Source organism: Cryobacterium sp. TMT2-4 (assembly GCF_004402575.1).
Classification (GTDB): Bacteria; Actinomycetota; Actinomycetes; order Actinomycetales; family Microbacteriaceae; genus Cryobacterium; species Cryobacterium sandaracinum.
This window is the reverse complement of record NZ_SOGE01000030.1, coordinates 139,686-158,741: the sequence shown is the minus strand read 5'-3', so window position 1 is coordinate 158,741 and position 19,056 is coordinate 139,686. Positions and strand designations below refer to the sequence as shown.

19 protein-coding genes and 1 riboswitch are annotated in these 19,056 nt (G+C 69.5%); of the genes, 9 read left to right on the top strand and 10 right to left on the bottom strand.

Annotation, left to right across the window (positions count from 1 at the left end; genetic code table 11):
- Positions 1-88: 88 nt before the first annotated feature.
- Entirely contained in the window at positions 89-934 is an 846-nt protein-coding gene (locus E3O54_RS09830) for a flagellin (RefSeq protein ID WP_194085914.1), read from the bottom strand.
- 84 nt (positions 935-1,018) lie between these two features.
- Complete coding sequence (locus E3O54_RS09825) at positions 1,019-1,885, bottom strand: sigma-70 family RNA polymerase sigma factor (protein ID WP_104099368.1); 867 nt, start codon at positions 1,883-1,885, stop codon at positions 1,019-1,021.
- 442 nt (positions 1,886-2,327) lie between these two features.
- Between E3O54_RS09825 and E3O54_RS09820 the strand changes: the two genes are divergently transcribed.
- From E3O54_RS09820 to E3O54_RS09800, 5 genes are all read left to right on the top strand, one after another.
- Positions 2,328-2,813 carry a flagellar protein FlgN gene (locus tag E3O54_RS09820; protein WP_104099369.1) on the top strand — a complete coding sequence of 162 codons (486 nt, stop codon included), beginning with the start codon at positions 2,328-2,330 and terminating at the stop codon, positions 2,811-2,813.
- A 10-nt stretch (positions 2,814-2,823) separates the two neighbouring features.
- Positions 2,824-4,290 carry a flagellar hook-associated protein FlgK gene (flgK, locus tag E3O54_RS09815; protein WP_134401497.1) on the top strand — a complete coding sequence of 489 codons (1,467 nt, stop codon included), beginning with the start codon at positions 2,824-2,826 and terminating at the stop codon, positions 4,288-4,290.
- Positions 4,291-4,293: 3 nt separating this feature from the next.
- Positions 4,294-5,184, top strand: a complete 891-nt coding sequence (gene flgL, locus E3O54_RS09810) for a flagellar hook-associated protein FlgL (protein WP_134401496.1) — start codon at positions 4,294-4,296, stop codon at positions 5,182-5,184.
- Positions 5,181-5,591 carry a flagellar assembly protein FliW gene (locus E3O54_RS09805; protein ID WP_134342035.1) on the top strand — a complete coding sequence of 137 codons (411 nt, stop codon included), beginning with the start codon at positions 5,181-5,183 and terminating at the stop codon, positions 5,589-5,591. The genes flgL and E3O54_RS09805 overlap by 4 nt, the downstream gene beginning before the upstream one ends.
- Before the next feature lie 76 nt (positions 5,592-5,667).
- On the top strand, positions 5,668-6,300 hold the full coding sequence (locus E3O54_RS09800) for an NUDIX domain-containing protein (protein WP_241976843.1): 633 nt from the start codon (positions 5,668-5,670) through the stop codon (positions 6,298-6,300).
- A 195-nt stretch (positions 6,301-6,495) separates the two neighbouring features.
- Here the strand turns inward: E3O54_RS09800 and E3O54_RS09795 are convergent, their stop codons facing one another.
- Complete coding sequence (locus E3O54_RS09795; protein ID WP_134401495.1) at positions 6,496-6,867, bottom strand: VOC family protein; 372 nt, start codon at positions 6,865-6,867, stop codon at positions 6,496-6,498.
- Positions 6,868-7,534: 667 nt separating this feature from the next.
- On the opposite strand from E3O54_RS09795, the gene E3O54_RS09790 reads away from it, so the two are divergent.
- On the top strand, positions 7,535-8,911 hold the full coding sequence (locus E3O54_RS09790) for an HNH endonuclease signature motif containing protein (protein WP_134401494.1): 1,377 nt from the start codon (positions 7,535-7,537) through the stop codon (positions 8,909-8,911).
- 57 nt (positions 8,912-8,968) lie between these two features.
- Here the strand turns inward: E3O54_RS09790 and E3O54_RS09785 are convergent, their stop codons facing one another.
- From E3O54_RS09785 to E3O54_RS09755, 7 genes are all read right to left on the bottom strand, one after another.
- Positions 8,969-9,292 (bottom strand): multidrug efflux SMR transporter, encoded by a 324-nt coding sequence (locus tag E3O54_RS09785; RefSeq protein WP_104099376.1) that lies wholly within the window; start codon positions 9,290-9,292, stop codon positions 8,969-8,971.
- Between the two features lie 12 nt (positions 9,293-9,304).
- Positions 9,305-9,368: riboswitch (guanidine-III (ykkC-III) riboswitch) on the bottom strand.
- A 74-nt stretch (positions 9,369-9,442) separates the two neighbouring features.
- Positions 9,443-10,006 carry a Fe-S cluster assembly sulfur transfer protein SufU gene (sufU, locus tag E3O54_RS09780; protein ID WP_134401493.1) on the bottom strand — a complete coding sequence of 188 codons (564 nt, stop codon included), beginning with the start codon at positions 10,004-10,006 and terminating at the stop codon, positions 9,443-9,445.
- Positions 10,003-11,319: a cysteine desulfurase gene (locus E3O54_RS09775; protein WP_134401492.1), complete on the bottom strand. Its 1,317-nt coding sequence runs from the start codon at positions 11,317-11,319 to the stop codon at positions 10,003-10,005. The genes sufU and E3O54_RS09775 overlap by 4 nt, the downstream gene beginning before the upstream one ends.
- A 55-nt stretch (positions 11,320-11,374) precedes the next feature.
- Entirely contained in the window at positions 11,375-12,151 is a 777-nt protein-coding gene (locus E3O54_RS09770) for a sulfate/molybdate ABC transporter ATP-binding protein (protein ID WP_134342041.1), read from the bottom strand.
- Positions 12,148-12,966: an ABC transporter permease gene (locus tag E3O54_RS09765; RefSeq protein WP_241972988.1), complete on the bottom strand. Its 819-nt coding sequence runs from the start codon at positions 12,964-12,966 to the stop codon at positions 12,148-12,150. Before E3O54_RS09765 ends, E3O54_RS09770 begins: the two co-directional genes overlap by 4 nt.
- Before the next feature lie 7 nt (positions 12,967-12,973).
- On the bottom strand, positions 12,974-13,768 hold the full coding sequence (modA, locus tag E3O54_RS09760; protein WP_198411467.1) for a molybdate ABC transporter substrate-binding protein: 795 nt from the start codon (positions 13,766-13,768) through the stop codon (positions 12,974-12,976).
- On the bottom strand, positions 13,765-14,187 hold the full coding sequence (locus E3O54_RS09755; protein WP_104171331.1) for a molybdopterin-binding protein: 423 nt from the start codon (positions 14,185-14,187) through the stop codon (positions 13,765-13,767). The genes modA and E3O54_RS09755 overlap by 4 nt, the downstream gene beginning before the upstream one ends.
- Positions 14,188-14,262: 75 nt before the next feature.
- Between E3O54_RS09755 and E3O54_RS09750 the strand changes: the two genes are divergently transcribed.
- From E3O54_RS09750 to E3O54_RS09740, 3 genes are all read left to right on the top strand, one after another.
- Entirely contained in the window at positions 14,263-14,820 is a 558-nt protein-coding gene (locus E3O54_RS09750; RefSeq protein ID WP_134342042.1) for a molybdenum cofactor biosynthesis protein B, read from the top strand.
- A 368-nt stretch (positions 14,821-15,188) separates the two neighbouring features.
- Complete coding sequence (locus E3O54_RS09745) at positions 15,189-16,199, top strand: FAD binding domain-containing protein (RefSeq protein WP_134342043.1); 1,011 nt, start codon at positions 15,189-15,191, stop codon at positions 16,197-16,199.
- Positions 16,196-19,054, top strand: a complete 2,859-nt coding sequence (locus tag E3O54_RS09740; RefSeq protein WP_134401491.1) for a molybdopterin-dependent oxidoreductase — start codon at positions 16,196-16,198, stop codon at positions 19,052-19,054. The genes E3O54_RS09745 and E3O54_RS09740 overlap by 4 nt, the downstream gene beginning before the upstream one ends.
- Positions 19,055-19,056 lie beyond the last annotated feature (2 nt).

Sequence of the window (19,056 nt, the reverse complement as noted above, 5' to 3'; positions counted from 1 at the left end):
GACCGAGGGATGAGGTCCAGTTCATCTCTTAGGTCACCACCAGCCATAGTTCACCGTGCGGTTTCCCGAAAGGTTCAGCTACTCAGGGTTAGCGGAGCAGCGACAGCACGCCCTGAGCGGACTGGTTGGCCTGCGCGAGCATGGCGGTACCGGCCTGCGAGAGGATGCTGGAACGGGTGTACTTGACCATTTCCTCGGCCATGTCGGTGTCGCGGATGCGCGAGCCGGCAGCGGTGAGGTTCTCCTTGGAGACGGCCAGGTTCTTGATGACGCTCTCGAACCGGTTCTGGTTCGCGCCAAGCTCGGCGCGTGACGTGGACACGGCCTTGATGTTCAGGTCCAGTGCGGCGATGGTGGACAGGGCCGTTGCTGCGTCCTTGAAACCGTCAGTCGCTGCAGTTCCCAGCACCTCAATGGCGGCACCGATAGTAGACACGTTCGTGAGATTCACGACAATCTGGTCGGTTGCAGCGACGCTGCCAGCGCCGACCTGGAAGGTCAGCGACGCCTTGACGCCGTCGAGCAGGGCCGTACCGTTGAAGTTGGTCGAGGCACCGATACGGGTAAGTTCCTTGCCCAGGGCAAGAACCTCGGTCGTGATCGCGGTACGCGAATCGGTGTTGTTCGAGTCGTTGCCGGCCTGGACTGCGAGGTCACGAACGCGCTGCAGGATCGAGGTGACCTCGTTCAAGGAGCCCTCAGCGGTCTGGATGACCGAGATGCCGTCCTGGGCGTTGCGGCTGGCGACCGTGAGGCCACCGACCTGCGACTTGAGGCCCTCGGAGATGGCCAGGCCGGCCGCGTCATCCGCTGCGCGGTTGATGCGGAGGCCGCTGGAGAGCTTCTCCAGGGACTTGGACATGTCGTTCTGCGTGGCGGCCAGGTTGCGGTACGTGTTGTTGGCCGCGAGGTTGGTGTTGATCTGCATACCCATGATGAAATCCTCCGTGATTGGGTGGTGAACGCCAGGCCATCCATGGCCTGACACTGTGAGCTATCGGCCTCTGCTGAGACCGCGTTAGCCGTTGATCGAAAAAACTTCCCGGGTGTCTGAACCGGCAGGATCGGCAGCATCCGTCGACCCGGCGGCGTACGCCACCCCGCTCGCGGTGGCGAGGCCGAGCATGGCCTGGTCGGCGAGGCGGGCGAGGTAGGCGCTGCGGCGGGCCGGCGCAATGCGGGACTCGGGAACGTATTCCACCTCGGCGTCGTCGGAGTAGTGCGTGCCCAGGCCGTCGCGGAGCAGACGGATGGCCTCCGCCCGCTGCTGAGACACCGCCGAGTGGGTGATTCCGAGCTCGACCGCGATCTCCTTGACCGAGCGGTCGTCGAAGTAGACCTGCTGCACGATCACGCGCATCTTATCCGGCAGTGCCGCGATGGCGGCGTGCAGGTAGGCCAGGCGCTCGGCGGAGAGCAGCGAGTCGCCGGGGAGTTCGGTTCCGGAAACCAGGAACTCGGCGGTGGCGTCATCGAGGGTCGAGACGGTGCGCTCGGAGTCGGACAGGCCGGCGATCGCGGTCTCCCGGTCGACGCCGAGAGCGGCGGCAACCTCGTCGACGGATGCCGCGCGGCCGAGGGCGCCGGCCAGCGTCTGCTGAACGGCACGGGTCTCCTTGATGCGGCGGCGGGCCATCCGAGTGGCCCAGTCATTGGAGCGCATCTCGTCGGCGAAGGCGCCGATGATGCGGCGCCGTGCGAACGCTCCGAACGGAACGCCGAGGTCGGCGTTGAAGGCATCCGCCGAGGTGATCAGGGCGAGAGCTCCGGCCGAGGCCAGGTCGTCGCGGGAGAGGTGCCGGGCCTTGGCCCAGGTTTCGGAAACGAGGTAGCCGACGAGCGGGAGGTTGTCGATCACCAACTGGTTGCGTTCTGCACGATTCACACGGAACTCCCTGAGTGCTTGACACCTGAATTGTCCCGATCGATCAGGCAAGGGCCTGGTCGAACGAGTGGCCGGGTAGGCACGGGGACGTTGCGAGAAAGCGGGGATGTGACGCAGGGGTTCGGGGCCCAGGCCACAGAACTTCGCGGCCATGATTAAAACGTAAAGGCGCGGTCGGTGGCCGAATGCGCAACGGTGCCCCCACAACGGGGCCAGGCACCCCCACATCGGGGCGGATCACCCCGCAACGGGGGCCAGGCATCCGGTGTCTGCCGGAATCGTGTCCTCCCTTTAGTGGACACCTTCAGTCTCGGCTGGCAGTCTGAATCCACACCGTGGCTAACCGGGGGCCGTCACCTGCCGATAGTCGTAGTAACAAGCCGTTGACCTGCGCGATTTTGCGCGGACCGGCCGCACCAGACGACAGGCAGTTGGAGGAGACGTGGGCGCCAATGAACTATCAGCGTTGCTGTGGCGCGAGCGGGAGCTCCTCGAACTGCTCGTCTTCAAACTCGACGAGGAACAGCTGCTGCTGACCAACGGCAAGACCCGCTGGCTGCAGCAGGGCACCCGTGAGGTGGAGCAGGTGCTCGGCCACGTTCGGGATGCCGGCCTCGCCCGCTCGGTCGAGGTTGCCGCCGTCGCCCTCGATTGGGGAACGGCCGAAGACGCCACCCTGCGCGAGCTCGTGGCTCACGCCCCCGCCGGCCCGTGGTCCGAGATCATGGCCGCGCACCTCAAGGCGATGGGTGAACTGACCACCCAGATCAAGGAACTGCGCGACGCCAACGAGCAGCTGCTGCGCTCCGCCGTCCGCTCCAGCCAGGAGACCCTGGCCGACGTGCGCGCGAACACTCAGACGTATGACGCCACCGGGGCCGCCGGTGCGCGCCCCACCGGCTCCCGACTTTTCGACCAGATTCTGTGAGGGTGCCGCGATGAGCACCTTCGGTGGACTCAACACCGCCTACACCGGCCTGGTCGCCGCCCGGCAGGGTCTCGACGTCGTGGGCCAGAACATCGCCAACGCGAACACGGAGGGGTACACCCGGCAGCGGGTGACGACCTCCGCGGTAGACGCGTCGACCCGTGCGGGCCTGATGAATTCCGGGGTGCGCCCCGGCCAGGGTGTCAGCGTCGACGGAATCGCCCGCCTCGGCAGCGCGTCGCTGGACGCCCAGGTGCGCGGCACCGCCGCGGTCGCCGGCTACTCCGCGGTGCGGGCGAACGCGCTGAGCGCCGTCGAGGCCTCACTGAAGGAGCCCGGCGAGAACGGGCTCTCCGCCCAGCTGCAGGAGTTCTGGGCGGGCTGGCACGACGTGGCCAACGCCGCCGGTGAGACCGCGCCCGCCGGGGTGCTGCTGGGCCAGGCCGGCGCCGTCACCACCCAGATCAGGCAGGGGTACCAGGCGGTCGCCGCGAAGTGGTCGTCGGAACGCGGAAGCGTGGACACCATGGTCGCCGAGATCAACGGCGCGGCCGCCCAGGTGGCCGAGCTGAACGCGCGCATCCGTCAGTCGATTGCTGGCGGCGGAAACGCCAACGAGCTGATCGACCAGCGCAGCGGTCTCACCACGACCCTGGCCGCCCTCACCGGCGGCACCGTCGTCAACCGCCCCGACGGCACCGTCGACGTGCTCGTGGGCGGCAATGCGCTGGTCACCGGCGACACCGCCCGCCCACTCGTTGCGCTCGGTGCCCGCACCCTCGACGGTCCGAACGGCCTCACCGACCCGGTCGGCACCGCCGGGCCCGTGCGCGTGGAGTGGGCCGACCGCACCGGCGCGATCCCCGTCGACGGCGGCGAGCTCGCCGGCGCGCTCTCCCTGCTCACGAAAACGGATGCCGCCGGCACCGGCGGCGCCCTCGCCGAAGCCGCCGCGGCGTACAACTCCTTCGCCACGGGCCTGGCCGCGAAGGTCAACGCGATCTATTCCACCGGCGACAACTCGACCCGCCCCGGCCCCTTCTTCGGCTCGGCGGGCACGGGACCGGCCGCGCTCGGCCTGTCCGTCCTGCCGACGAACGCCGCCGAGCTCTCAACCGGGCTCACCGCGAACGGCGCCCTCGACGGCTCCATCGCCGACAGGATCGCCCAGCTCGGCGCCGGCACGGTCGTGGACGCCGCGGGAAACCCGGTGCGGTCCCCCAGCACCGACTGGTCGAACATTGTCACCTCGCTGGCCGTGACCACGAAGAACGCGCTGCGCCAGGCATCCCTCGCCGACCTCACCTCGACCGCCGCGGTGGGCGCTCAGCTGTCGAACTCCTCCGTCGATCTCGACGAGGAAAACGTCAACCTGCTTATGTTCCAGCACGCGTACCAGGGCGCCGCCCGGGTGCTGACCGCCGTGGACGAAATGCTCGACACCCTGATCAATCGCACCGGATTGGTGGGAAGGTAACCCATGATCGCCCGCGTCACCTCCCAGACCCAGATGCGCTCCGCGCAGACCAATCTGCAGGCCAACCTCGCCCGGATGGCGCAGTTGCAGGAGCAGGCCACCACGCTCAAGGCCATCGCCCGCCCCTCCGACGACCCCGCTCGGGCAGCCGATTCCCTCACCGTGCGCACCGAGCAGCGCGCGGTCACGCAGTACGCCCGCAACGCCGACAACGGCGACGGCTGGCTCACCACCGCCAGCATGGCACTGGCCGAGGCCACGAACCTGCTGAACCAGGTGCGCGACCTGACCGTGCAGGGTGCCAACGACGGCGCTCTCTCCCCCGCCGCGAAGGAGGCCATCGCGGCCCGCCTCGACGGCCTCACCCAGAACCTGCTCGCGCAGGCGAACGCCGACTACCTGGGCCGCAGCGTCTTCGCCGGAAATTCGGATGCCGGGCTCGCCTTCCGGGACGACCCCGACTTCACCTTCACGGGCACCGCGACCGCGAGCGTCGACCGCCGCATCGGCGCGGACACCACCGTGAGGGTCGACGCCGACGGCGCCGCCATCTTCGGCACGGCTTCGAATTCGATTTTTGCTCTGATCGGCACCATCGCCGACGACTTGCGCACCGGCACGAACGTGGGTGCCCACCTCACAGCCATAGACTTGGCAATGAAGACCGTGCTCACGGCGCAGACCGATGTCGGTGTGCGTCAGGCCCAGATCCAGAAAGCCGGGGAAGCACTCGTGCAGCACAAGGGAAATCTCGAGGCCCAGCGGGCCGGAATCGAGGATGTCGACCTCGGCCAGGCCATCCTCGACCTGAAACTGCAGGAGGTCACCTACCAGGCGGCCCTGTCGGTCACCGCCCGGGTGCTCCAGCCGACGCTGATGGACTTCCTCCGATGAGCGCCGTTTCGACCGCCGGCACCGTGACCGCCGCCCTGAGCTTCGTGTCCCCGCCGCCCGGGCTGGACCCGCTGACCGAGTTCAGCCTGACCGAGATTCCCGGCGCCGACGGCCTGTTCTCGCTGCAGTCCGCAGAGGACCAGCGAACCCGTCTGTTCGTGCTCGACGCATCCGTCTACTTGCCCGACTACTCCCCCGTGATCAGCGACGAGCACGCGGCATCGCTCGACCTGACCGGGCCGGATGACGCGCTGCTGCTCGTGGTGACGAACCCCGGCGAGGACGGAACGACCGTGAACCTGATGGCGCCGATCGTCGTCAATGCCGCCACCGGTCGCTCGGCGCAGATCATCCTCGATGGCCAGGACTGGCCGCTCCGCGCCGAGCTGGGCGCCCACTCGGCCTGAGCGGACGGCTCACCCTGCCGGCTTGACGACCGAGTGGCTGCACCGCTGGGTGTCGCCCGGCGGATAGCCTTCGGATATGACCCAGGGCATCGATCTGCATTCCGGCGCAGACCACCTCCCCGCAGCACTCGACGTTGAGACGCTCCTGGCCGGCTGGATGCCGGTCGACCCGGCCCAGGCCCGGTTGCGAAGCGAATATATCGACTTCGTGCGGGCGGGCCGCGGTTCTGCGCTCGACCGCGACAGCGGCGCCGAGCATCTGACCGCGAGTTGCTTCGTCTTCACTCCGGACCTGAGTCGCGTGCTCCTCTGCTTCCACAAAAAGGGCCGGTTCTGGGTGCAACTCGGCGGGCACATCGAGGCATCCGACCTCTCCGTGGCCGCGGCCGCCCTGCGCGAGGCCCGCGAAGAGGGCGGCATCGCCGAACTCAGTCCTCTCGACGGCCGACTCGTCGCCGGGACCGGCGACCCGTTGCCGGTCGACGTGCACCGGCACGCGCTCAGTTCGCGGTTCGGGCGCTGCACCACGCACTGGGACATCGGTTTCGCGGCTGTCGCACGGGCCGATGCGATGCCCGTGACGAGCCACGAGAGCGAAGACGTCGCCTGGTGGCCGACGGATGCCCTGCCGCAGCAGGTCCCGCAGGGTTTCGGCGACCGCCTGGCCGTGGTTCTTCGCGAGTTGGCACACCGGCTGGGCGCGCACTAAGCACGCGCCGAGCACGCACCGGGCACGCGCCGGGCACGCACCGGGCACGCGCCGAGCACGCACCGGGCACGCGCCGAGCATGCGCCGGGCACGCACTGAGCACGCGCCGAGCACGCGCCGAGCATGACGGCCAAGCGAGGGACCGGGCGGCGCCTCCGCGCCGCCCGGGATCGGTGAGTGGGGTGACTGGGGTGGCTAGATCGTCTGCGAGATGCAGATGAAGTTGCCTTCGGTGTCGCGGAACCAGGCCGATTTTATGTCTTCGGCCGTGACGACCCCGTTCACCGTCTTCATGCCGGGGATGTCGAATTCCTCGAAGACGACTCCGCGTTCGCGGAGCGTGCTCATCTCGGTGTCGAGGTCATCCGTGATCCAGCCCATCTGGGCGTTCTGGGCCGTGCCGGCGTTACTGGTCTCGTAGATCTCGAAGACCGATCCCGACCCGACGTGATACACGAGGACTCCCTCGTTGGTTTCGTCGGGGTCGAGGACAAGCGCGTCGTGGTAGAACGACTGGGCTCGTTTGAGTTCCGCCGCCGGTAACACGGTGTGCAGTTCTTTCATCATTGTGAAACGCCTCCTTGGTGGTGCAGGTGATTCGTGGCGCGTGTGGAGGGGTAGACGTTGAAGCCGCCGCGTATCGGGCATCCCGCGCCGCACTGGATGTCGATCAGGGCGTGCTTCCGAGGCGGAGAGCCGACTGTCGGTGAAGCGGTGAGCGCGAATCGTGGCCGGAACTCCTCGCCCAGCAGGGGTAGGTTGACCACCCCGGCGGGCGTTGACTTTTCGCTTTTTCCACCTCAAACATACGCCGAAGGCCCGCCCGAGTGAAGAGCCGTTTTCGGTGGCCAGCCCCGGTGGTCGGCCCGGTGGTCGGCCCGGTGGTCGGCCCGGTGGTCGGCCCGGTGGTCGGCCCGGTGGTCGAGCTTGTCGAGACCCGGTGCGTCGACCTCCAGAGGTTCGCCGGGGCATCCGTCGCGGTCGAATTCGCTGACCTCGGAGATTCTCGCGACACGCCGGGCAACCGGCGACCACAACCGGTGTTTTGCCAGAAATCTCCGCGTTTACGTGACAACGGATGCGTGCCGCCGGCCCAGTAGCGGATGCCCGCAGCGGGCCCTGGGCGCATTGCTCTACTCCTCCACAATACGGGTGCGATCAGGTTATCCACAGGGTACTGACGGGTGCCGATCTGGCCCCACGAATGTCAGTGGCCGCCCGTAACGTGTGACTCATGAAGCCCTCCTACCGTGAGCAGCTAGAACGCCTGGGTCGTCACTTCGATGCGATCCGGGAGACGCAGGCGGAGTCCGCCCGGGTCGACGCCCGCCTGGCCGAGCAGGTCGATCAGGCCCGCCGGTTCGCCGAGGTACTGGCCCTGGACGCGGTCCAGGCAGCCAAAGACAAGGCTCGGGAAGGTCCTCCGGCCATATCCGGGGTCACGGCCGGGGTGCCTCGTGCCCGGTGGGATGCCGCCATGGTCGCCAAACGGGAGTTCGTCACCGAGCTGGCGTGCACCCTGCGGCTGCCGGTGCGCTCGACCGAGACCCTGATCGCCGAAAGCCAGACCCTGATGAATGAGCTGCCCGCCACCCGGGCCGCGCTGCAGGACGGGTCGATCACGTACCGGCACGCGCAGGCGATCATGAACCAGGCCTGGTCACTCCCCGCCGAGGCACTGGCCGGGTTCGAAGAGGCGCTGTTGAAATCCGCTCCGCACCTGACCGTGGCCAACCTGAAGTACAAGGCACGCGTCATGCGGGAACGGCAGCACCCGGAGTCGATCACAGCCCGGCACCAGAAATCGGTGGCCGACCGCAAGGTGGTCTTCGAGCCGGAGCCTGACGGGATGGCGTCGCTGTACTGGTTCGACTCGGCGGAGAAGGTGAAGGCCGGGTACGACCGCCTCACCGTGATGGGGATGAGCCTGCAGGGCCCGAACGAGACCCGCGCGTTGACGCAGCTGCGGGCGGACGTCTTCGAAGATTTCATCCTCGACGGGGTCACCGCCTCCGGGGTGGGCAAGGGAATCCGGGGCTCGGTGCACGTGACCGTTCCGGTGATGACGCTCCTCGGCCACTCCGAGGAACCCGGGCACCTCGAGGGATACGGACCGATCGACCCCGACACCGCACGCGAGATCGCGGCTCGGGCACCCGGCTTCATCCGAGTCCTGATCCACCCGGAGACGGGAGTGATGCTCTCGGTCGGGCGCACCCGCTACAAGGTGCCGAAGGAACTGCGACGGTACCTCCGGGTGCGAGACGAAACCTGCCGGTGGCCGGGCTGCCGCCGGGCGGCGACACAGTGCGACATCGACCACACCCTCGACTGGCAGTTCGACGGGCTGACGGAGCACGACAACCTGGCGCATCTGTGTCCGGCCGACCATGCGCTGAAGTCAGAGACCCGGTGGACCTACATGCACCTGTCGGACGGCACGCTGAAGTGGACATCGCCGACCGGGCGCACGTTCATCAGTGAGCCGGCCACGATCATCCGTGCGCCGGAGCGTCGACCGAAGCCGGGGCCGCATCCGGGGCCGCCGCCGAGGCCTTCATCTGACGCGAGGTCTCGGCCACCCGAAGCGGACGAGCCGCCACCGTTCTGATGTTCCACCGTTTTGATGCCCTGATGCTCGCAGCGTCGGACGCGCTCAGCGACCGACTCAGTGCGCGGCGTCGACGAATTTCAACCCGACGACGCACCCCACCAGGCCGAGGATGAGCACAATCTTCAGCAGGGAGGCCGGCTCGGCGCCGAAGACCATGGCGTAGAGCACGGTGAGCGCCGCGCCGATCCCGACCCAGACGGCATACGCGGTCCCGGTCGAGATGTCCCGCATGGCAAAGGCCAGCCCGCCCATGCTGAGCACGAGTGCCACCGCGAACACGACGGATGGCCACAGTCGGGTGAACCCGTCCGACTTACCGAGCGCCGTGGCCCAAACGGCTTCCAGAACCCCGGACACAATAAGGATGATCCACGACATGACAACAGCTCCCGTGGCCAGTCTTGTCGCGTGCCGGGTACTGAACCGTCGTCCGGAGCCGCGTCGCGCGGCCTCCGACCACCCTAGCCTCCGAGCCTGCGCGATCCCTGCGCAGACCTACACAAGCCCTACACAAGCCCTACACGAGCCCTACCCCGCGAGCAGAGCCGCCTCGAACGCCACCCACGGCAGCATCGCGCACTTGACGCGGGCCGGGTAGCGGGAGACGCCGGCGAAGGCGGCAGCGTCACCGAGCACCTCCTCGTCGGGCTCGATCGTGCCGCGCGAGCGCAGCATCTCGCGGAAGGTATTCAGCACGGCCCGCGCGGTGGCGACGTTCTCGCCCCGCACGATGTCGTGCAGCACGGATGCCGAGGCCATCGAAATCGAGCATCCGTCGCCGGCCCAGGCGAACTCCTCGATCACGACATCGTCGGCAGGCTCGCCGGCCGACGCGGGCGAGCCGCCGGATTCACCGGCACGCAGGCCGATGCGCACGGTTACCTCGTCCCCGCAGGTCGTGTTCACCTGGTGCGACTCCGTCACGCGCGACCCGGAACCCGCACCGGCAGGAGAAGCAGCGCCAAGAGAAGCACCGGCAGCAGTCCCGGCTGCCTCGAGCGGTGGCAGCCCCTCCGCCGAGGCACCGTTCCGGGACTTGGCGTGGTCGAGGATGATCTGCTGGTAGAGCTGCTGCATGGCACTTTGGGTCATGACTTCACTCCGAAGAACGGGGCAACCTCGGCCAGGGTCGCCAGGAACCGGTCCACCTCGTCGGTGGTCGTGTACAGGTAGGTGCTCGCCCGCGTCGACGCGGTCACGCCGAGCCGGCGGTGCAGCGGCTGGGCGCAATGGTGCCCGACGCGCACCGCGATACCGGCCTCGTCGAGGTACTGACCGACATCGTGGGCGTGCACCCCGGCCAGGTCGAAACTGGCCAGACCAATGCGGTCGACTCCGGCCGGCGGCCCGAGCAGACGCACCCCGGGGATGCCGACGAGCCCAGCCACGAGGCGCTGCCCCAGTTCGGCCTCGCGCGCGGCGATGCGTTCCATCCCGGTCTCGGTCAGGTACTCCACCGCGGCGGCCAGGGCGATCGCCTGGGAGATGCGCTGGGTACCGGCCTCGAACCGCTGCGGCGGGGCGAGGAACTCGGCGGTGTGCATGTCCACGGTGGTGATCATGGATCCGCCGGTGAGGAACGGCGGCATGCCCGCGAGCAGCTCGGCCTTGCCGTAGAGCACACCGATGCCGGTCGGGCCGAGCATCTTGTGCCCGGAGAAGACGGCGAAGTCCACGTCGAGGGCGGCGACATCCACAGGAAGATGCGGCACCGACTGGCAGGCGTCCAGCAGCACCAGCGCGCCCACCGAGCGGGACAGAGCTACGAGCTCGGCGACCGGGTTGATCGTGCCCACCACGTTGGAGGCGTGCGTGAGCGCGAGCAGGCGGGTGCGGGCTCCGATGACTCCCGCCGCCGCGGCCAGGTCGAGCGTGCCGTCATCTAGAACCGGGATGAACCGCAGGGTCGCGCCAGTACGCAACGCGAGCTGCTGCCACGGAATCAGGTTGGCGTGGTGCTCCATCTCGGTGACGACGATCTCGTCGCCGGCGCCGAGTGAGAATCGTGTCGCCGCGGGGCCGCCGAGGCCGAGCGACGCGTTGGAAAAGGCGTAGGCGACGAGGTTGATGCCCTCGGTCGCGTTCGACGTCCAGACGATCTCGTCGGCCTTCGCCCCGATGAACGCGGCCACGGTCGCCCGGGCTGCCTCGAACGTCTCGGTGGCTCCGAACGCGAGCGTGTGGGCCCCGCGGTGCACGGCTGCATTGCGCTGCTCGTAGAACTCCTGCTCGGCCTCCATGACGCTGAGCGGGTTCTGCGAGGTAGCGCCCGAGTCGAGGTAATTGAGCGGATGCCCATTGACCAGTTGATCGAGGATCGGGAAGTCGTTGCGGATGCGGTCGACTTCCTCGTCCGTCAGCGGGCGAGCCATCGCACGGGTGGACGGTGAAGCGGAAGACGTCATATCATCCAGCGTATTCCCTCCCCCGGGCAATGCACACCGAACTCTGACAGGGGTGTCACGGCGAGGCAGACAGGTCGAGCCCGAACGTCAGGGCCCGGGTGAACTCGGCCTGCGGGTGCGCGAACACCGAACGGGTCGGCCCCTCCTCGATGATGCGCCCGCCCTGCAGCACAATCACCCGGTCGGCCAGCGCGAGGGCGTCGAGCGGGTCGTGGGTGACCAGGATGACGGACCGATCGAGCAGTACCCGGTGCAGCAACTGGCGCTGGGCGGGCACCGCCGCCACATCCAGCGCGGTCATGGGCTCGTCGAGCAGCAGCAGCCGCGGACTGGCCGCGAGAGCCCGGGCCACCGCGACCCGCTGGGCCTGGCCGCCGGACAGCATCCCGGGCCGCCGGTCGGCGAAGTCGGACACCTCGGCGGCGGCGAGCCACTCGTCGGCGAGAAGTCGTGACGCAGCCCGGGATTCCCCCGCGCTGCGCGGCCCGAACGCCACATTGTCGCGCACGTTCAGGTGCGGGAAGAGCAGCGGCTCCTGGGCGAGCAGCACCGTGCGTCGGGCGTGCGGCGGTGTGAAGATGCCCGGCCGCCTACCATCGGCACGGTCTGCACCGCCGGCACGGTCTGCACCGCCGGCCGCCAGATCGAAGAAGACCTGCCCGTCGAGGGTGGCCCGACCCGAATCGGGCCGCAGCAGACCCGCGCAGAGCTCGACGATGGTGGACTTGCCGGCCCCGTTGGAGCCGAGCAGCGCCACCGTCTCGCCCGGCGACACGGTGAAGGCGACCTCCAGTCCGCGCCGGCGCATCACGGCGGCCAGTTCGAAGGTCACGAGAGTCCGCGCGGCCGGTGGGTGGCGACCATCACGATCAGGGCGACGGCCACGAGGAGGAGAGCCAGGGCGACGGCCGCATCCGCATCCGTTTCCCGCTGTAGGTAGATCTCGAGCGGCAGCGTGCGGGTGACCCCCTGCAGGCTGCCGGCGAACGTGAGGGTCGCCCCGAACTCACCGAGCGCGCGCGCGAACGCGAGCACCGCGCCGGAGAGCAGACCGGGCAGCACCAGCGGTAGCGTCACCCGCCGGAAGACCGTGCCGGGGGTGGCGCCGAGCGTGGCGGCGACCGCCTCGAAGCGCGCGCCGGAGGCCCGCAGGGTCGCCTCCACGCTCAGCACCAGGAACGGCAGCGCCACGAAGGTCTGCGCGAGCACGACGGCGGTGGTCGAGAACGCGATCTGGATGCCGAGCACCTCGAAAGTCTCGCCGAGCAGGCCGCGGCGCCCGAAGGTCGACAGCAGGGCGATACCGCCCACAACGGGCGGCAGCACGAGCGGCAGCAGAACGACGGCGCGCACGAGGCGTTGTCCGGGAAACCGGCTGCGGGCCAGGCCGAGAGCCATCGGCACGCCGAACAGCAGGCAGAGCACGGTGCTCATCATGGCGGTGCGCAGGCTGAGCAGCAGCGCCGCGACCGCCGCTTCGGAGGTCACGAGCGCACCGAACCGGGACCAGTCAACGCGCAGGGTCATGCCCACGATCGGCAGCACGATGAACAGGACGCCGAGGGCAGCCACGAGGAGGGTCCAGCGGGGCACGCCGAGGGTGACCCGGCCGTCGTGGGGGCCGGTGTGGGAGTCGGAGCGACTCACCACCACCTCACGGCGCGCCAAAACCGGCCGCCCCAAGCACGGTCTGACCGGTCGCTCCGGTCACGAACCGGGTGAAGGCTGCCCCGAGCAGCGCCTGCTCACTGCCCGCCACGACGGCGATCGGGTATTCATTCACGGCCTGATCTGCCTCCGGCACCGGGATGCCGAGAACCGCGTCGCCGGCGGAGGTGACGTCGGTCACATAGACGAGCCCGGCATCCGCGTCGCCCGATGTGACCTTGCCGAGCACGCCGGTGACGGCGTTCTCTTCGCTCACCGGCGCGAGCCGGACGCCGGCCGCCGCCTCGAGGGCCGGCAGCGCGGTGCCGCACGGCACCTGCGGCGCGCAGACCACTACGTCCACATTCGGCGCGGCGAGGTCGGCGAAGGAATCGATGCCGGCCGGGTTGTCGGCGGGCACGGCGATCATGAGGGTGTTGGTGGCGAAGACCACCGGGACGCCGTCGAGGAGGCCGTCGCCGCTGAGCTTGGCCATGGTCCTGGCGTCCGCCGCCGCGAACACATCGGCAGGGGCGCCCTCCCGGATCTGGGTAACGAGGTCGGCCGATCCCCCGAAGTTGAGCGCGACCGTTACACCGGGATGGACGGCCTCGAACCGGTCGGCCAGCTCGGTGAAGGTCTCGGTGAGGGATGCCGCGGCGAACACGGTGAGCGTCTTGCCCTGCTCCGTAGACGCCCCGGTTGCCCCCGACGAGGCCCCGGCCGTTCCTGCGCAGCCGGCCAGCACGACGGATGCCGCCGCCAGCCCGACCGCGACGCGCACGCTCCACAATCGGGTCACGACTGGCCCTTCGGGGTTTCGACGATCACGGTGGTGGCCTTGACCACGGCCACGGCCACCGACCCCGGCACCAGGCCGAGGTCACGCACGGCCTCGGTGCTCATCAGGGACACCACCCGGTGGGGGCCGCACTGCAGCTCGACCTGGCTCATCACCGGATCGCTCACCACGCGGGTGACCAGCCCGACGAAACGGTTGCGGGCCGAGCTCGCCGTCGTGGACGGATCCGCGGGCGACAGCGCGTCCTCTCGGGCCAGCGCGGTCTCCCGGGCCAGATGGGCCAGGTCGGATCCGTCGACGACCATGCGTCCGGCGTCGTCGGTGCTCGCGGCGAGCGCCCCATTGTCGATCCAGCGCCGCAGGGTGTCGTCGCTGACCCCGAGGTATCCGGCGGCTTCCTTAATCCGTATCTGAGACATATTGAGCATCTTATTACCGCATCTGCGGAATAGACACCGGGAGGGGCGTGAACGCGGCTGCCGCAGTGGGGCAGGATGGAGCGCGTGACCGCCACAGCGAACCTTCCGTCGACTCCGTCCGAACCCACCGAACCCACCGAACCACGCGCACCGCGCGCACCGCGCCGCGCGCAGGTCATCGTCGCCTCCACCCGCGCCGCGGCCGGGGTCTACCCGGACCGCACCGGCCCCGTCCTCGATGCCTGGCTGCGAGAGCGCGGCTTCACGCTCGGCGAGCGCCGCGTCGTGCCCGACGGCGCCCCGGTCGGCGCTGCCCTGATCGAGGCCCTCGACGCTGGCATCGACCTTGTGATCACCACGGGCGGCACGGGCGTCAGCCCCCACGACCTCACCCCCGAGCAGACCCTCCCGCACCTCGACCGGCTGCTCCCCGGGCTGATGGAGGAATTCCGCCGCCGCGGCGCCGCATCCACCCCTCTGGCCGTCATCTCGCGCGGTCACGCCGGGATCGCCCGCGGGCGCACCCTGGTGATCAACCTCCCCGGCTCCCCCAACGGCGTGAAGGATGGACTGGGTCTCCTCGCCGACGTGCTCGACCACATCCTCGACCAGCTCCACGGTGTGGACCACTAGCTGGACTGGCCCCACTGGCCCCACTGGCCCCTCTGGCTCCACTAACCCTGTGGCTCCACTAGCCCCACTAACCCCTCTGGTAGCCCCACTAACCCCTCTGGCTCCACTAGCCCCACTGGCTCCGGCCCGAACGTATTCGACGGAGATTCTGGTCAAATCGGCGCAAAACGCGCCTAAAATCCGCTTTTGGCTCAAAATCTCCGTCGAATTGGTTCGCCCCCGCCCTTCCGCGCACCCGTGCCCTGCGCGAAAACAGGGTGGCTCGCCGTGAGGATGCCGCGAGCGAGCGCGTCGACTCGCGAGGCGACACGGGCGAGTGGATAATTCAGGGTGTCGACCTGCACCAGAGCGGTCGAGTGAGGGAAACGATGGACCTCAACACCGTGTTCACGATCACCCCCGCCCGTCACCGGGGCGATCTCGCGCTCCTCGACGCCCAGGTGGCCCCGCTCGCGGGCGGCTCCGACCTGTTCGCCGACCCGCAGACGCACCTCACCGGGCTGGTCGACCTGCAGACCCTGGGCTGGCCCGCTCTGACCCTGACGACGGATGCCGGCACCCCGGACACCGGCCCAGGTGCCGTCACCGGCACGGATGCCCACACCGGCGAGCGCGCCACCGGCACCACCCCCGGCCTCGTCATCGCCGCCACCTGCACCATCGCCGAACTCTCCCGGCTGGCGGCCGCCCCCGGCTGGACCGCGCATCCGCTGATCTACCAGTGCTGCACCGCCCTCTACGGCTCATTCAAGATCTGGAACGTCGCCACCGTCGGCGGCAACCTCTGCGCCTCCCTGCCGGCCGGCCCGATGACCAGCCTGGCTGCCGCCCTCGACGCGGAGGTGCTGATCTGGCGTCGTGACGGCAGCGACGAACGGATGCCCGCAGCGTCCTTCGTCACCGGCAACACCACCAACGCGCTCCGCACCGGCGATGTGCTGCGGTCCATCCACGTGCCGACCTCTTCGCTGGCGGCCCGCACCGCATACCGCAAGATCGCCCTCTCCCCACTCGGCCGCTCCGGCGCCGTGCTGATCGGCCGGCTCGACCGCGCCGACCTCTCCGACAGCGACGACACGACCGCCCGCGACGCCAGCGACGGCACCGGCCGCTTCGTGCTCACCGTCACCGCCGGCACTGTGCGTCCGGTGCAACTGCGCTACGATTCCCTGCCCGACGCGGGCACACTCGCCCAGGACATCGCCGCCATCGACTGCTGGTTCACGGATGCCCACGGCGCCGCCGACTGGCGCCGCGCCGTGAGCGGCGTGCTCGGCGAGGAGATCCGAGCAGAGCTGGAACAGCAGCCCGAACCGAGACAAGAACCCGAACCGGCCGCGCGAGACCAGGCGGCACCCCGGGACGGAGACCGCTCATGAGATTCCAGATCAACGGCGAACCCGTCGACGCCTCCCCTGCCCCCGGGCAGTGCCTACGCTCCTTCATCCGCGACCAGGAGCACTTCGAAGTCAAGAAGGGCTGCGACACCGGCGACTGCGGCGCCTGCTCCGTGCTGGTCGACGGCACTCCGGTGCACTCCTGCATCTACCCGGCGTTCCGGGCCGAGGGCACAGAGGTCACGACCGTGGCCGGGCTCGGCCTGCCCGGTGATCTGGCCCCGATCCAGCAGCGCTTCGTCGACGCCGCCGGGTTCCAATGCGGGTTCTGCACCGCCGGCATGATCGTGACCGCGTCCGCCCTGACCGAGACCGACCTTGACGACCTCCCCCGCCTGCTCAAGGGCAACCTGTGCCGCTGTACCGGCTACCGCGCCATCGAGGACGCCATCCGCGGCAGCCACACCCCCGTCAACGGCTCAGCCAGGTCAGACGGCTCCTGTCGCACCGACGCACCGGCACGCACCGGCCTGGGCCCGGTCGTCCAGACCGGACCGCGCCCCGGCACGGTCGGCACCTCCCTGGCGGCCCCGGCCAGCGAACGCGTGGTCAGCGGGCAGGAGCCGTACACCCTCGACGTCACGGTGCCCGGCCTCCTGCACCTCAGCGTGCTGCAGAGCACGCAGGCGCACGCGCGCATCCGTTCAATCCAAACCGAGGCAGCCGCGGCCCTGCCCGGGGTGCACGCCGTGCTCACCCACGCCGACTCCCCGGCCACCCTGTTCTCCACCGCCCGGCACGAGGACCGCCTCGACGACCCCGACGACACCCTCGTGCTCGATTCGGTCGTGCGGTTCCGCGGCCAGCGCGTCGCGGCCGTCGTCGCCGACACCCTCGCCATCGCCGAGGCCGCCTGCCGCCTGATCGAGATCGACTACGAGACGCTCCCGGCCGTCTTCGACCCGCACGCCGCTCTCCTGCCCGGCGCTCCCCTGGTGCACGGCGACAAGGATGCCACCGCGAGCCGGCTGGCCGACCCGACCCGCAACCTGGTGGCCGAGCTGCACGGCGAATACGGCGACATCGCGGCCGGCCTGGCCGGCGCCGCCCACAGCGTGAGCGGAACCTGGCAGACCCAACGGGTGGCGCATACCCATTTGGAGACGCACGCCACCATCGGCTGGCTGGAGCCCGGCACGGCAGACGCATCGGCAGGCGGCGACCGGCTCATCCTGCGCACCAGTTCCCAGGTGCCGTTCCTGGTGCACCGCGAGATCTGCCGCCTGTTCGCCCTCGACCCAGGGCGGCTGCGCGTGTTCACAGCCCGGGTCGGCGGCGGCTTCGGCGGCAAGCAGGAAATTTTGACCGAGGACATCGTCGCGCTCGCGGTGCTGAAGACCGGGCGCCCCGTGCAATACGAGTTCAGCCGTTCCGACGAGTTCACCCTCTCCCCGGCCCGTCACCCCATGCGCATCGACGTCACCCTCGGCGCCGACGACGCCGGCCGCCTCACCGCACTGAAGCTGGGTGTGCTCGCCGACACCGGCGCCTATGGCAACCACGGCCCCGGGGTGATGTTCCACGGCAGCTCCGAGTCGGTCAGCCTCTATCGGGTGCCCAACAAGCGGGTGGATGCCCGAAGCGTCTACACGAACAATCTCCCCTCGGGCGCCTTCCGCGGCTACGGCCTCGGCCAGGTGATCTTCGGCGTCGAGTCCGCACTCGACGAGCTCGCCCGCACCGTCGGCATCAACCCGTTCGACCTGCGCCGGCGAAACTCGGTCGGCCCGAACGACCCGCTCGTGGTCACCCACGTGGAGGGCGAGGACCTCATCTTCGGCAGCTACGGACTCGACCAGTGCTTCGACCTGGCCCAGACGGCCCTGGCCCGCGGCAACGGCGCCACCGTGCCGCTCGGCGAGCACTGGAAGACCGGCGAGGGCATGGCCACCGCCATGATTGCGACCACCCCGCCGCGCGGGCACTACGCGCAGGCCTCGGTCACCCTCGAAAACGCGGTCCTCGAATCCCCCACCCGCTACACCGTCCGCGTCGGCACGGCCGAGTTCGGCAACGGCACCACCACGGTGCACGCGCAGCTCACCGCCACGGCCCTGCACACGACTCCCGACCGGATCGAGATCCTGCAGTCCGACACGGATGCCATCGGCTACGACACCGGCGCGTTCGGCTCCGCGGGCGTCGTCATCGCCGGCAAGGCCGTGCTCGCGGCGGCGAACGACCTGGCCGACACGCTGCGGTCCGCCGCCACGGAGAGGCACCCGGAGATCCCCGCCGCCGCCTGGACCCTGGAACCCGACGGGCTGCGCAGCGGAGCGGTGTTCGTGACGCTGGCCGAACTGGCCGGGCAGGCATCCGTAACCGGGGCATCCGCGCCCGGGGCCTCCGCTCTCCGCGGTGTCGGCGCCGAAGACGGCGCCCGCCGCTCGGTGGCGTTCAACGTGCACGCGTTCCGGGTGGCCGTGAACACGCAGACCGGCGAGGTGCGCATTCTGCAGTCGATCCAGGCGGCGGATGCCGGGGTCGTGATGAACCCGGAGCAGTGCCGCGGCCAGATCGAGGGTGGGGTCGCGCAGGCGATCGGCACCGCGCTCTACGAGGAGGTCATCCTCGACGGGGCGGGCACCGTGACCACGAGCGTGCTGCGGAATTACCACATCCCGCAGCTCGCCGACCTGCCCGTGACCGAGGTGTACTTCGCGGACACGAGCGACGTGCTCGGCCCGTTCGGGGCGAAGTCGATGAGCGAGTCGCCCTACAACCCGGTGGCACCCGCCCTGGCGAACGCGGTGCGCGACGCCATCGGCATCCGTCCCACCGAACTGCCGATGTCGCGCGACCGGATCTGGCGGCTGCTGCACCCCGTTCGCTCCTGAAC

Coding starts and splice junctions, on each gene's coding strand:
- E3O54_RS09745 (WP_134342043.1), top strand. CDS start 15,189: ATGGACCTCAACACCGTGTTCACGATCACCCCCGCCCGTCACCGGGGC.
- E3O54_RS09830 (WP_194085914.1), bottom strand. CDS start 934: ATGGGTATGCAGATCAACACCAACCTCGCGGCCAACAACACGTACCGC.
- E3O54_RS09775 (WP_134401492.1), bottom strand. CDS start 11,319: ATGACGTCTTCCGCTTCACCGTCCACCCGTGCGATGGCTCGCCCGCTG.
- E3O54_RS09800 (WP_241976843.1), top strand. CDS start 5,668: ATGACCCAGGGCATCGATCTGCATTCCGGCGCAGACCACCTCCCCGCA.
- E3O54_RS09785 (WP_104099376.1), bottom strand. CDS start 9,292: ATGTCGTGGATCATCCTTATTGTGTCCGGGGTTCTGGAAGCCGTTTGG.
- flgK (WP_134401497.1), top strand. CDS start 2,824: ATGAGCACCTTCGGTGGACTCAACACCGCCTACACCGGCCTGGTCGCC.
- flgL (WP_134401496.1), top strand. CDS start 4,294: ATGATCGCCCGCGTCACCTCCCAGACCCAGATGCGCTCCGCGCAGACC.
- E3O54_RS09805 (WP_134342035.1), top strand. CDS start 5,181: ATGAGCGCCGTTTCGACCGCCGGCACCGTGACCGCCGCCCTGAGCTTC.
- E3O54_RS09740 (WP_134401491.1), top strand. CDS start 16,196: ATGAGATTCCAGATCAACGGCGAACCCGTCGACGCCTCCCCTGCCCCC.
- E3O54_RS09755 (WP_104171331.1), bottom strand. CDS start 14,187: ATGTCTCAGATACGGATTAAGGAAGCCGCCGGATACCTCGGGGTCAGC.
- E3O54_RS09790 (WP_134401494.1), top strand. CDS start 7,535: ATGAAGCCCTCCTACCGTGAGCAGCTAGAACGCCTGGGTCGTCACTTC.
- E3O54_RS09750 (WP_134342042.1), top strand. CDS start 14,263: ATGGAGCGCGTGACCGCCACAGCGAACCTTCCGTCGACTCCGTCCGAA.
- E3O54_RS09795 (WP_134401495.1), bottom strand. CDS start 6,867: ATGATGAAAGAACTGCACACCGTGTTACCGGCGGCGGAACTCAAACGA.
- sufU (WP_134401493.1), bottom strand. CDS start 10,006: ATGACCCAAAGTGCCATGCAGCAGCTCTACCAGCAGATCATCCTCGAC.